Below are 11,750 nucleotides of genomic sequence, written 5' to 3'. Positions count from 1 at the left end.
CCGGCACCGAGGTCCGCATCGCCGACGACGGCGAGATCCTGCTCCGCGGCCCCGGTCTGATGCGCGGCTACCACAACCTCCCCGACAAGACCGCCGACGTCCTGGCCCGCGACGGCTGGTACCGCACCGGGGACATCGGCGAGATCGACAAGGACGGCTACGTCCGGATCACCGACCGCAAGAAGGACCTCATCAAGACCTCCGGCGGCAAGTACGTGGCCCCCAGCGAGATCGAAGGCCGGTTCAAGGCCCTCTGCCCCTTCGTCAGCAACATCCTGGTCATCGGCGACGCCCGCAACTACTGCACCGCCCTGATCACCCTCGACGAGAGCGTGATCATGCCCTGGGCCGCCACGAACGGCCTCGCCGGCCGCCCCTACGCCGACGTCGTCACCTCCCCGGAGGTCCACGCCCTCGTCGAGGGCTTCGTCCGCCGCGTCAACGACGACCTCCAGCGCTGGCAGACCCTCAAGAAGTTCGCCGTCCTGCCCCGCGACCTCGACGTCGAGCACGGCGAACTCACCCCCAGCCTCAAGGTCAAGCGCCCCGTCGTCGAGCGCACGTACGCCGATCTCGTCGAGGCCATGTACGAGGGCGCCCGCGAAGCCTGACGCCTTCCCGGCGTGCGCGAGGGCGTCCGTGAAGCCCGAGACCCGCCGTCAGCCCTCCGCCGCCAGGCGCCGTACCTGAGCCAGCGCCTCGCCCACCGCCGCCGGGATGTCCGACACCGGGAAGCGCGCGTGCCGCACCGTGCGGTCGCGGTCCACCACCAGGACGGCACGCTTCAACCGCAGCAGCTGCCCGGCACGGAAGGTGGGCAGGCGCAGGGCGGCGGCCAGGTACAGGTCGACGTCCGAGAGGAGGGTGAAGGGGATGCCCTCCTCGACGGCGAACACCCGCTGCTCGTCCGGGCGTTGGGTGCTCACGCCGCGCACCTCCGCGCCCGCCGCGAGGAAGTCCTCGTACGCGTCCCGGAAGAGCCGGTTCTCCAAGGTGCAGCCGACGGTGCCGGGGATGCCCGCCCAGCCGTCCGGCAGCGGGCCCGGGCTCCCGGTCGCCGGATAGCAGAACAGCACGGTGGCGGTGGCGTCGGCCACCGGATCCACCGGCAGGCCGTCCCGGTGGCCGGGCAGTTCCAGGCGCGGCAGCCGCTCGCCCGTCAGTCCCGCGACGCGCCGCGCCTCCGTGCCCGCCTCGTCGGCGGTGCCGCTGAGCGAGCCGTCGCCGAAGACCCAGCGGTCCGCCCAGTCCTGCATCGACAGCAGCACCGGCAGCAGTCCCCGGCCGCTCTCCGTCAGCCGGTACTCGTGCCGCACCGGCCGGTCCTGGTACGGGACCTTCTCCAGGACCCCCGTCTCCACCAGGTGCGCCAGGCGCTCGGTGAGCACCTTCCGGGAGATGCCCAGCTCCTCCTGGAGCGCGTCGAACCGGTGGTGTCCGCGCGCGGTCTCCCGGATCAGGAGCAGGCTCCACCAGTCGCCGACCACCGCCGCGGCCTGCGCGATCGCGCAGGCCGCGTCCCGCTCGGGCACCGACCTCATCACAGCGTCTCCACTCCTCCGCGCACCGCGGCGCTCATCGGGACCATCTTGCGCCATGGGGTCGGTTCCCGATAGAAACTCACCTGGAACGAGTGAGTTCCCAAAAGAGACTGACCAATCCCGGGGGGTGGGTGCCGTATGAGCGGGGCACGAGTGATCCAGGAGCAGGACCGGCGCGACGACGAGCAGGAGACCTCGCCGCCGGGCGTCTTCTGGCGCTACTGGGGCGCCGCGACCGTCAGCGGCGCGGGCACCGCCGTCACCGCCCTCGCCCTGCCGCTCGTCGCCCTCACCGTCCTCGACGCCACCGCCTTCGAGGTCGCCCTGCTCGCCGCCGCCGGCCAGGTCTCCTGGCTGCTGCTGAGCCTTCCGGCGGGCGTCGTCGCGCAGCGCGTACCGCTCCGCCGGCTCCAGGTCGCCCTCGACCTCGTACGGTTCGCGGCGCTCGGCTCGCTGCCGCTCGCGTGGTGGCTCGACAGCCTCACCTACGCGCACCTGCTGTGCGCGGCGCTCGTCACCGGCGCGGCGACGGTGCTGTTCGACATCGGCAACTCGACCTTCCTGCCCGCCGTCGTCCCGGCCCGGCAGCTGGCCGCCCGCAACAGCGTCATGTCCGGCACCCACGCCGTCAACGACACCGGCGGCCCCTCCCTCGGCGGCGTCCTGATCGGCGCGACCGGCCCCGTCGGCGCCCTCGTCGTGGATGCCGCCAGCTACCTGGCCTCCGCCGTCCTCCTGCGCACCCTCCCCGAGAGCCGCCCCGCGCCCCGCACCGGCGAGAGCGCGCTCCGGCTGATGCGCGAGGGCTTGCGGTACGTGACCAAGCACCCCGTCATGCGGCCCTGCATGATCTGGGCGACCGCCGCCAACTTCCTCAACGCGGCACTCGTCGCCCTCACCCCCCTCTACCTGGTCCGCGAGGCCGGCCTCGACGCCGTCCAGCTCGGCCTCGTGCTGGCGATGGACGGGGTCGGCGCGCTCGCCGGCGCCGCCGTCGCGGTCCGGGTGACCACGCGCCTCGGCACCGCATGGGGCATCATCGCCGCAGACCTGGCCGGCGGCGCGCTGCTCCTGCTCGCCCCGCTGACCACGTCGGCGGGGGACGCGTACTGGTTCGCCCTCGGCAACGCCGGCTTCGCCTTCGGCACCGTCATCGGCTCGATCACCACCCGCACCTACCGGCAGACCCAGTCGCCCCCGGAGCTGCTGTCCCGCGTGATGGCCACGGTTCGCTTCGTCTCCTGGGGCGCGATGCCGCTCGGCGCCCTCACCGCCGGTCTCCTCGCCACCCACACCGGTGCCCACACCGCCCTGTGGATCGTCTGCGCCGGCGCCTTCCTGCCCCCGCTCTACCTCCTCTCCACCGGGGTGGGCCGCCACCGCGACCTCGCCTGAGGTCCCGCTCGGCGGCGCGCGGACGAGGAGGTCCGGAGCGCCGCCCGGCCGTCGGCTCACACGACCTCGTGCGTGACCTTCTCCGCGCCGATCCGCTGGATCCGCTCCTGCCCCCACGCCGCCAGTGACGCCAGGGCGGTGTTGAGGGAGAGGCCGTGCCCCGTGAGCGAGTACTCGACCTTCGGCGGCACCACGGGGTGGACCTCGCGGTGCACGAGGCCGTCCTCCTCCATCTCCCGCAGGTGCTGGACGAGCATCTTCTCGCTGACGCCGGGGAGCCCGCGCCGCAGCTCGGCGAAGCGGCGCGTGCCGTGCTCGTGCAGTTCCCAGAGGATCAGGGACTTCCACTTGCCGGTGACGACGTCCATCGCCGCGTCGATCCCGCAGAAGTAGGGCCCCTGCCGTGCCGACGTCCCCATGCGCGCCTCCGTGTCGCCCGGGCGGCACTTACCTTCCGGTGAGTACCGCACTAAATAGTCCGTACTCGCCAACTCTACGGAACCTGGCGAGGATTGAGCCGTCAACGAATCTCTACGAACGACGTGACGGAGCGGCGACATGGCACAGGACCACGACACCCACGTGAGCGTTCTCGGGCTCGGTGCGGTGGGCGGCGCGCTCGCCGGGGTCCTGGTGAAGGCAGGACTGCGGACCACGGTGTGGAACCGCTCGAAGGGGAGGGCGGAGGAGCTGGTCGCGCGAGGAGCGACGGAGGCGGCCTCCGCCGCCGAAGCGGTCCGGGCGAGCCGGCTGGTGATCGTCTGCCTCTTCGACCACGACTCGGTGCACGAGGTGCTCGACCCGCTCGTGGCCGACCTGGCCGGGCGCACCCTGATCAACGTGACCACGACCAAGCCCGAGCAGGCGCGGGAACTGGCCGCCTGGGCCGCGGGGGCGGGCATCGCCCATCTGGACGGAGGCATCATGGCGGTGCCCTCCATGATCGGCCTGCCGGGGGCCTCGATCCTGTACAGCGGCTCGGAAGAGGTGTTCCGCGAGCACGCGGCGCTGCTCGACCTCTGGGCGACCAGCACCTACTACGGCGAGGACGCGGGGCTGGCGTCCCTGTACGACCTCGCGCTGCTCTCGTCGATGTACGTGATGTTCGCCGGGTTCATGCACGGTGCCGCCCTGCTCGCCCCGGCCGGGGTGTCTGCGGGCCGGTTCGCGGAGATGGCCGCCCCGTGGCTGACCGCCATGACCGGAGCGCTCGCGGGGTACGCCGAGGTCATCGACGGCGGGGACTACCGGGTTCCGGGGCAGCAGAGCCTGGAGTTCTCCAACCTCCGGCTGTTCGTCGAGGCGAGCGAGGAGCAGGGGGTGAGCGCCGAGCCGATCGCCATGGTCCAGCGGCTCATCCAGCGTCAGGTGGACGCCGGGCACGGGACGGAGGGCTTCGCGCGGATCATCGAGAGCCTCAAGCACCCTGCGGCGTGACCGGCTGTCCGGCCCGCCGGCCGACTGCCCGACCGGGGGCGGTCCGGTTCTCCGGCCGCCCGGACACCCGGCGGCGAGCCGTCCGGTCCGACCTCACCGCCCCGGGCGCAGCGGGGCGCTCGCCACCCCGGAGCTCCGACCGCTCAGCGCCATGTCCAGCGTCTCCTGGGCCGTGCGCATCGCCTCGGCGTACTTCGGTTCGGACATGCGCTCCCAGGCCACGTCCGGTGCGACGTCCTCGACCCGGCTCGTCACCCACCAGATGTTGCCGAACGGGTCCCGCACCCGCCCGCCGCGGTCCCCCCACGCGCTGTCCGCGACCTCGGTGATCACCTCCGCCCCGTGCAGGACCGCGGCCGCCGTCGCCGCGTCCGCGTCCGGCACGTAGACCCGCAGCAGCGAGGGCGTCGCCGGCCAGTCGGGCCGTCGGTCGAAGGCCTGGACGACGGTGTCGCCGATGCGGATCTCGCCGTGCCCGATGGTGCCGTCCTCGACCGCCACCCGTGCGAGTTCCACGCCGCCGAACGCGGCGGTGACGAAGTCGAGCAGGGCGCCGGTGTCGTCGGTGACCACCCACGGTGCGACGCTGGTGTAACCCTCGGGTGCGCTGTGGTTCATCGGTCTCGTCCCCTCGTCCGGTTCCTCGTGATACACCGACCGTACGGGCCCACTAGGACAGGGTGGGACCTAGATGGATCGGGTGCGAGGGTACGGACCGGTGTGCGCTGCACCGATCGCGGCGTGGTGTGGTAACAGCTGTTACCATCCCGGTATGGCGAAGACACAGCTGGGTGCGCGCGTCGACAGCGAGATCAAGCAGTTGGCGGAGGCGCGCGCCAGGGACCGGGGGATGAGCCTCGGCGACTACATCGCCGTCCTCGTGTACGAGGACACGGAAGGCCTGCGGCAGCGGGGTCTCGACGCCGCGAAGCGGTTCCTCGCCGAGCACCAGGACGTCTTCGACGAGGCCGAGGACGCGGATGGCGGCACCCCTGGGGCGCGCGCCGCGTAATGGACCTGCACATCGACGTCCCCTGGATCCTGGGGGTCGCGGAGCTCGCGGGAGCCGGCGACCCGGCCCCCGAGGACTACGGCGTCCCGGTGGCCGCGGTCGCCGCCCACCGGGCCGAGCTGCTGGACCGGCCCGTCTACGACGGGCCGTACGCCCGCGCCGCCGCTCTGGTGCACGTCCTCGGCCGCTGCCGCTGGCTCGAACGCTCCAACCTGGCCGTGGCCGCCGCGACGGGCGTGATGTATCTGGAGGCCTCCGGGATCCCGGTCAGGCCCGCCCGGCAGGACGCCGTCGCCCTGCGCGACCTGCTGAGGGACCCCGCCTGCACCGCCCCGAGGATCGCCGCCCTGCTGCGCACCTGGCCCACGGCCACGTGATCATCCGGCCGTCGACGGATTCCGAGCCCCCGACAGTGAAGCGAGGCGCCGAGCCCATGACCGAAACCCCACCGCCCCCGATGCGGATGGTCACCTTCGCGGCCTGGCGGGACAGCGCCCCGCACGCGGCCGACGCGCCCGGTGGGCACTACGTCACCCTGGCCGAACTCCTGGTGCGACTGGGCGGCTACGGCCTCGGCCTCACCTGGAAGGCCCGGCTCCCCGACGAACAGCCGCACGTCGCGTTCGCGCGGATGGCGAAGGAGTCGGAGGGCGCGGGCATCCCCACCCTGGAGCTGCTGGCCATGGACGCGCCCCATCTGCAGGCGATCGACGCGGACTTCGAGGGCTACGCGGGAGACGAACTCAGGATCACGCTGCGGGAGTTCGACAGCTCCAGCTGGGACGTCCGAACGGCCGACGCCTGGGTCCTGAGCGAGATCCGACGCCACTACCCGGACGCGCGGCCCATGACGGCCGACGAGTGGGACGCGACGAACTGACCCCCGCTTCCCGTCCGCCTCCCCGCGCGGACGGGAAGCGCCGGCGGGCCAGGGGGCGGGCCGGGGCCCGCCAGGTGGTCGGTTCGGGGGCCGGACCGGGTCACAGCAACCGGTCCACCAGCCCGTCGACGTATTCCGGGGTGAGCGGGACGATCCCGAAGAGGACCCGGATGTACATCGGGGCCAGGACGTGGTCCAGCACGCCGAGCGCGTCGGGTGCGTCCTCGCCGCGCTCGCGGGCGCGATCGAGCATGGACTGCAGCTGCCGCATGCGCTCGTCGCGGATGTCGTCACCGGCCCGCTCGCCCGACTGACCCCCGCTCGACAGGGCGACGGCCAGGCGCACCACTGCCAGACCGTCGGGCCCGGTGATCTCGCGCGCCACGTTGGCCGCGTACGTCCGCAGGTCGCCGGCGAGGCTGCCGGTGTCGGGCATCGGCGACCGCGCGTTGAGGCGGGTGAGCGCCACCTCGGACAGCAGGGCCTCCAGGTTGCCCCACCTGCGGTAGACGCTGCTGTCGGCCACGCCCGCGCGGGCCGCTACCTCGCCGACGGTGAAGTTGCCGTACCCGCGCTCGCTGATCAGGGCGGTGACGGCCTGGTGCACCTCCGCGGCGACGCGGGCACTGCGCCCGCCGGGCCGCCTGACTGGCTGTCGCTCATTCATCCCCCCACTTTAACGCAGCTGAGACTTGCGTTTACGTGTCCACCCTCCCTACAGTCTCCTAACGCAGTCGATGGCTGCTTTAAAGCTTCGGCCGTCCCGCCACCCGCGTCGACCGAGCCGGGGCGCACCCACCGATCGAGGGGGACCTTTCATGACCGCATCGCTTCCGACGGCAGGCACGCGAAGGAGCCGGGCCGTTCTGCTGACCGTGACCTGCCTCGGCCAGTTCATGGTCCTGCTCGACAACACGATCGTCGGAGCGGCGCTGCCCGACATGCAGCACCGACTGCACACGCAACTGACCGGCCTGCAATGGATCGTCGACGCGTACGTGCTCCTGGTCGCCATGCTCCTGCTGTCCGGCGGCATCTTCGCCGACCGGTTCGGACGCAAACGCGTGTACCTGGCGGGCGTGACGGTCTTCACCGTCGCGTCGGTGCTGTGCAGCCTCGCGCCCTCGGCCGGATGGCTGGTCGCCGGCCGGATGCTCCAGGGCGTCGGCGCGGCGGCCCTCAGCCCGGCCTCGCTGGCCCTGCTCGCCTCCGCCCACCCGGTCCCGCAGGAACGCGTCAAGGCGATCGGACTGTGGGCCGGCATCAGCGGCATCGGCCTGGCGGCCGGCCCCGTGGCCGGCGGCGTGCTGACCGAGGCGTTCGGCTGGCCCGCCATCTTCCTGGTCAATCTGCCCATCGGCGCGATCCTGCTGCTGGTCGGCGGGCGCCACCTCGACGAGTCCCGCAACCCGAACGCCCCCGCGATCGACATCCCGGGGACGGTCCTGTCCGTCCTCGCGGTGGGAGCACTCGCCTACGGGCTCATCGAGGGCGGCGCCGTCGGCTGGACCTCACCGGTCATCCTGGGAAGCTTCACCGCCGCGGCGGTCCTCCTCGCCGCCTTCGTCGTCGTCGAAGCACGCAGCTCCGCACCGATGCTGCCCCTGCGGCTGTTCCGGCAGCGCCTGTTCACCGTGTCCAACGCCGCCATGACCGTGGTGGGGTTCGCGCTCATGGGCTCGTCGTTCTTCTTCTCCCAGTTCTTCGTGTACGTCCAGGGCAGCTCGATCCTGCGCGCCGGCCTGCAGACCCTCCCCGTCACCCTCGCCATGGTGCTCGTCAGCCCGTACGCGGGCCGGCTCGCCGCCCGACACGGCTTCCGCGTCGTGGCCACCAGCGGCCTGGCCCTGGCCGGCCTGGGCCTGCTGACGCTGGGCACGGTGCAGGCCGACACCGCGTACGGAAACGTCTGGTGGCGCCTGGCGGCCGTCGGCGTCGGCTTCGCCCTGACCCTGTCCCCGCTGACCGGCGCCGCCATCCAGTCCGTCACCCCGCAGGAAGGCGGCCTCGCCTCCGGCGTCAGCAGCACCACCCGCCAGATCGGCGCGGTGCTCGGCGTGGCGGTGCTCGGAGCCATCGTCCGCTCGCGCCAGGCCGGCGGCGCCTCCTTCGAGACGGGCATCGACAACGCCTTCTTCGCGGCCGGAGCCGTCACCCTGGTCACCGCCGCCGTCACCGGCCTCTGGCTGACCGGGTCCCATCCCACGGCACCGTCTCCGACGGAGGCGGCACGTGCGCTCCCGAGGGAGGCCCCGGCCTTCGGGGACGCTCCGGTGCAGGGCGACCGAGGGTGAAAAGCGGTGGGCCGAGGGCTCGACCCGTCGACATACTCAAGCCGACCGTTTCGCCGCGGAGGGAGACCCGACCATGGAGGCCCCGGCGTTCGCCGTACAGGTGACGGAGTCCGGAGACGGAGGGCCGCAGGCCTTGCGAGCCGTCGCGGCGGTGACCGGACTCAGCCTGTGGCGGAGCAAACTCCTCCTGGGCAACACCCCCGCGACCGTTCTGGAGGACTCCTCGCTCGGCGCGGTCGTCGCCGTGGCCCGACGCCTGAGGGACTCCGGTGTACCTGCGGCCGTCCGCTGCATCGAATGCGACCGGACGGTGCCGCCCGATGAGACGCCGCTCGACCCGGGTCCTTGTGCGTCCCGCTTCTGGCCGACGGCCCATTGCGAGGCGAACTCCCTGACCACCTGTGACTGCCACTTCTGCGGCACCTATGGGCCGATCTGCCTCACTCTCTGAACCGAGCCCGAAGCCCCGGCCCGGCCCCGCCCGTCAGTCCCGGTCAGCCGCCGCCTGCTCGACTCGGCCGCCCTGGTGCGGTGCGGGACCTGAGGTGTCACCCCAGCGGTTCACGTATCGCGTCCCGAGCCTCCCCTTGGCGTCACGGTGTGTCAGACGGCCCGCCGCACCGGCGGTCCCGGCTGCACCCCCTGGACCCACGCCCGGATCGACGGCACGCAGATCAACGGCTGGATCTACGACGGCAACCTGTCCAACAGCGGAGCCCTCAAGCGCTGCTGACCCCACAGCACCACGGTCACCCCTCTCTTCCGCGAGCGGAATCCCCGCTCGCGGAAGAGCGGCGCTTCCACCGGAGTCGGAGGGACGGCCCGTCAGGGTCCAGCCCCCAGGCGCGATCAGGCCGCCTGCGAGGGAACGTGCATGAGGTCGCCCAGGTCCTGGCACCTGCGACGCCACCACGGCCAGCCGTCCGGAGCGTGCGGGTCGGGCAGGGTACGTGCCAGGAACGCGGCGTCGGCGCCCTCGACGGCCGGCGCGACCTCCCGGCCCGCTCGCCTGCCGAGGGCGCCGATGGCCCACTCGATCAGCATGCGGTCGTCCCAGATGTCGAAGCCGGGCAGATGCGGAGCGGGAAGATACAGCGGCCGTCCCGGACGCCGCACGAAGCCCCGCCAGCAACGGACGGCCTGCTCGAGCGCCAGGACGGGCAGACCGCGTTCGGCCTCGAACCGGGCCACCTGACGACGCGTAGAGGCTGAGAAAGGCGAAGACCGGCGCGGGTGTTCCCGAAGGTGCGACCGGCAGACAGCGTCCAGCCGGAGGGCAGCCGCCGTCTTGCGGGGCATGACTCTTCTTTCGAAGCGGAGATCTCGACGAGTCACCCTACGGTGCGGTCTCGGGAGCGATCCCGGGTCCGAGGCGATCACCGCCCGCAGGCGTGCTGTGCGATCTTAATCGAGTGCGAGAGTCCCGGTCCGGGTGATAGAAGGTCCGCGTGTCTGAGCATCTCTCCTTCCCCGCCCTGCTGCGGATGATCGACGAACGGTCCGCCGCGTTTCGCGCCGCCGTCGCCGCGGCCCCCGACCTCGACGCCGACGTCCCGTCCTGCCCGGGCTGGACGCTGTACGACCTGGCGAACCACCTCAGTGAGGGGGACCGCTTCTGGGCCTACATCGTGCTGAACACCGCGCCGGGCGACGAGCGGCCGAGCAAGGACGGGCTGGCGGCGCCCAGGGAACGCGAGGCCCTCATCGCCTGGCTGGCCGACTCGACGGAGCAGCTGCTCACCGCTCTCCGCGAGGCCGGCCCGGACCGGGGTTGCTGGGCCTGGTGGGAGCCGCTGGCCTCGCCGCACACGGTGGCCGCCGTGGCCCGCCGCCGCGTCCCGGAGTCGCTGATCCACACCTACGACGCCCAGCTGGCCTCCGGTACCCCGCAGGAGCTGCCGACGGCCGAGGCGGCCGACGCCATCGAGGAGTTCCTCGCCACCGTCTGCACCGGCACGGTCCCGTGGCCGGGCGAGCCCGCCACCATGGACTACCACGCGGCCGAGGCCGGCTCCTGGCGCCAGACGGTGGACGCCACCGGTTCCCGCTTCACCCGCCTCACCGCGGCGGAGGCCGCCGGCAGCAAGCCCACCGCCGCCGTCTACGGCACGGCGAGCGAGATGGCCCTGCTCATGTACATGCGCATCCCGGCCGGCCCACTGCGGACGGAGGGCGACGCCGGCCTGCTCCGGCAGCTGCAGGACTGGGGCTGAGTCCGACCGGCACGGCACGCGGTGACGCGGCGCGCACGAGCGGCCCGACCTGCCCGGTGTCGCCCGCGGGGGGCGTCAGTCGGCCCAGACGCGTGCGTAGCGGCGGCGGGTCGTGTCGGTGTCCTGGAAGGGGGTTCTGCCGTGCAGGACGGCGTCGTTGTTGACGAGGAGCAGGTCGCCGCGGCGCAGGGGGAGGCGCAGGACGGTGCCGGGGTCGGCGAGGAGGCGGTCCATGGAGTCGAGGGCGTGGCGCCGGGCGGGCGGGTGCGGCGTACCGGTCTCGTCCTGGCCCCGGTCGATCCAGTAGCGGTTGTAGTGGACGCCGAGGGTGTCGTCGTCGCGGCGGAAGACCGGCCGCACGCGGTCGAACCCGGCGCCGCGGCCGAAGCGGAAGTCACCGTACAACTCGCGCAGCGCCGCCGGGTCTTCGGCGAGGAGGCGGTTGTGGACGGTGGTGCCCGCGGCGAGGAGGGACGCGCCGCCCTCGGCGGCCGGCCGGACGCAGAGCAGCGCGAGGACGTGCGGCGGGGTCGGGCCTTCGCCCCGGTCCATGTGCGGCGGGAGGGTGAGGAGGTCCCCCTCGGGTGAGCGCTCCGCCCCGGGTGTGCCCGGCCCGCTCGGGTGGACGGCCGGGGCGGTGGCAGCGGTGAGGAGCTCGTTGGCCGAACGGTGGAGGCGGCCGCCGACGGGGCCCCGCAGCAGCGCGACGAGGTCGGCGCACCGGCCGACGCATTCCCGGTCGTCGCGGCCGTCGAGGTCCACGCCGCGCAGCACCGCGAAGCCGGGGCCGCGATGGAGCATGGCGTCGACCGCGGTCGCGGGGGCGGTGGTACCCGAGGCCGGTGCGGTCAGCAGCCACTCCTCCGTGCGGAGGGTCGCCGGGGTCCACGCCCGGGGTTCGAGGGCAGGGCTCGGTCCGTCCACGATGTGCCTCCTCACGCGCGCGGGCGGACGCCGGGCTCCGTCAGGCGTCCCTAC

15 protein-coding genes and 1 pseudogene are annotated in these 11,750 nt (G+C 73.0%); 10 read left to right on the top strand and 6 right to left on the bottom strand.

What is annotated here, in order from left to right; all coding sequences use genetic code 11:
* Positions 1–611: pseudogene (locus IE321_RS13030) on the top strand (long-chain fatty acid--CoA ligase); the annotation flags it as partial.
* 48 nt (positions 612–659) lie between these two features.
* Here the strand turns inward: IE321_RS13030 and IE321_RS13025 are convergent.
* Positions 660–1,541, bottom strand: coding sequence for a winged helix-turn-helix transcriptional regulator (locus IE321_RS13025; protein ID WP_190222977.1), 882 nt, complete (start codon positions 1,539–1,541; stop codon positions 660–662).
* Between the two features lie 138 nt (positions 1,542–1,679).
* On the opposite strand from IE321_RS13025, the gene IE321_RS13020 reads away from it, so the two are divergent.
* Entirely contained in the window at positions 1,680–2,936 is a 1,257-nt protein-coding gene (locus IE321_RS13020) for an MFS transporter (RefSeq protein ID WP_190222976.1), read from the top strand.
* Positions 2,937–2,992: 56 nt separating this feature from the next.
* Here the strand turns inward: IE321_RS13020 and IE321_RS13015 are convergent, their stop codons facing one another.
* Entirely contained in the window at positions 2,993–3,355 is a 363-nt protein-coding gene (locus IE321_RS13015; RefSeq protein WP_190222975.1) for a winged helix-turn-helix transcriptional regulator, read from the bottom strand.
* Between the two features lie 139 nt (positions 3,356–3,494).
* On the opposite strand from IE321_RS13015, the gene IE321_RS13010 reads away from it, so the two are divergent.
* A complete protein-coding gene (locus tag IE321_RS13010; protein WP_190222974.1) occupies positions 3,495–4,373 on the top strand; it encodes an NAD(P)-dependent oxidoreductase in 879 nt (292 codons plus the stop codon).
* Positions 4,374–4,466: 93 nt separating this feature from the next.
* On the opposite strand, the gene IE321_RS13005 is transcribed toward IE321_RS13010, so the two are convergent.
* Positions 4,467–4,991: a VOC family protein gene (locus tag IE321_RS13005; protein WP_190222973.1), complete on the bottom strand. Its 525-nt coding sequence runs from the start codon at positions 4,989–4,991 to the stop codon at positions 4,467–4,469.
* Between the two features lie 154 nt (positions 4,992–5,145).
* On the opposite strand from IE321_RS13005, the gene IE321_RS13000 reads away from it, so the two are divergent.
* From IE321_RS13000 to IE321_RS12990, 3 genes are read left to right on the top strand one after another with little or no spacing between them, the layout of a single operon-like run.
* A complete protein-coding gene (locus IE321_RS13000) occupies positions 5,146–5,385 on the top strand; it encodes a hypothetical protein (protein ID WP_190222972.1) in 240 nt (79 codons plus the stop codon).
* Positions 5,385–5,762, top strand: a complete 378-nt coding sequence (locus IE321_RS12995) for a fic family toxin-antitoxin system, toxin component (RefSeq protein WP_190222971.1) — start codon at positions 5,385–5,387, stop codon at positions 5,760–5,762. The genes IE321_RS13000 and IE321_RS12995 overlap by 1 nt, the downstream gene beginning before the upstream one ends.
* 56 nt (positions 5,763–5,818) lie before the next feature.
* Positions 5,819–6,265: a hypothetical protein gene (locus IE321_RS12990; protein ID WP_229916392.1), complete on the top strand. Its 447-nt coding sequence runs from the start codon at positions 5,819–5,821 to the stop codon at positions 6,263–6,265.
* Positions 6,266–6,365: 100 nt separating this feature from the next.
* Here the strand turns inward: IE321_RS12990 and IE321_RS12985 are convergent, their stop codons facing one another.
* A complete protein-coding gene (locus IE321_RS12985) occupies positions 6,366–6,932 on the bottom strand; it encodes a TetR/AcrR family transcriptional regulator (RefSeq protein WP_043221802.1) in 567 nt (188 codons plus the stop codon).
* 151 nt (positions 6,933–7,083) lie between these two features.
* Between IE321_RS12985 and IE321_RS12980 the strand changes: the two genes are divergently transcribed.
* The 3 genes from IE321_RS12980 (at position 7,084) to IE321_RS42820 (ending at position 9,292) form a co-directional block, all read left to right on the top strand.
* Positions 7,084–8,559 (top strand): MFS transporter, encoded by a 1,476-nt coding sequence (locus IE321_RS12980; protein ID WP_190222970.1) that lies wholly within the window; start codon positions 7,084–7,086, stop codon positions 8,557–8,559.
* Between the two features lie 73 nt (positions 8,560–8,632).
* Positions 8,633–9,010, top strand: a complete 378-nt coding sequence (locus IE321_RS12975; RefSeq protein ID WP_190222969.1) for a hypothetical protein — start codon at positions 8,633–8,635, stop codon at positions 9,008–9,010.
* Between the two features lie 147 nt (positions 9,011–9,157).
* On the top strand, positions 9,158–9,292 hold the full coding sequence (locus tag IE321_RS42820) for a hypothetical protein (RefSeq protein ID WP_268257410.1): 135 nt from the start codon (positions 9,158–9,160) through the stop codon (positions 9,290–9,292).
* Positions 9,293–9,408: 116 nt separating this feature from the next.
* Here the strand turns inward: IE321_RS42820 and IE321_RS12970 are convergent, their stop codons facing one another.
* Positions 9,409–9,750 (bottom strand): hypothetical protein, encoded by a 342-nt coding sequence (locus IE321_RS12970; RefSeq protein WP_190222968.1) that lies wholly within the window; start codon positions 9,748–9,750, stop codon positions 9,409–9,411.
* 257 nt (positions 9,751–10,007) lie between these two features.
* On the opposite strand from IE321_RS12970, the gene IE321_RS12965 reads away from it, so the two are divergent.
* Entirely contained in the window at positions 10,008–10,772 is a 765-nt protein-coding gene (locus IE321_RS12965) for a maleylpyruvate isomerase family mycothiol-dependent enzyme (protein WP_190222967.1), read from the top strand.
* Between the two features lie 75 nt (positions 10,773–10,847).
* Here the strand turns inward: IE321_RS12965 and IE321_RS12960 are convergent, their stop codons facing one another.
* Positions 10,848–11,696: a TauD/TfdA family dioxygenase gene (locus IE321_RS12960; RefSeq protein WP_190222966.1), complete on the bottom strand. Its 849-nt coding sequence runs from the start codon at positions 11,694–11,696 to the stop codon at positions 10,848–10,850.
* Between the last annotated feature and the right edge of the window lie 54 nt (positions 11,697–11,750).

It is taken from the genome of Streptomyces hydrogenans (assembly GCF_014656075.1).
Classification (GTDB): domain Bacteria; phylum Actinomycetota; class Actinomycetes; order Streptomycetales; family Streptomycetaceae; genus Streptomyces; species Streptomyces hydrogenans.
Note: the sequence above shows the minus strand (reverse complement) of the source record. Positions and strands in the feature narration are given on the sequence as shown.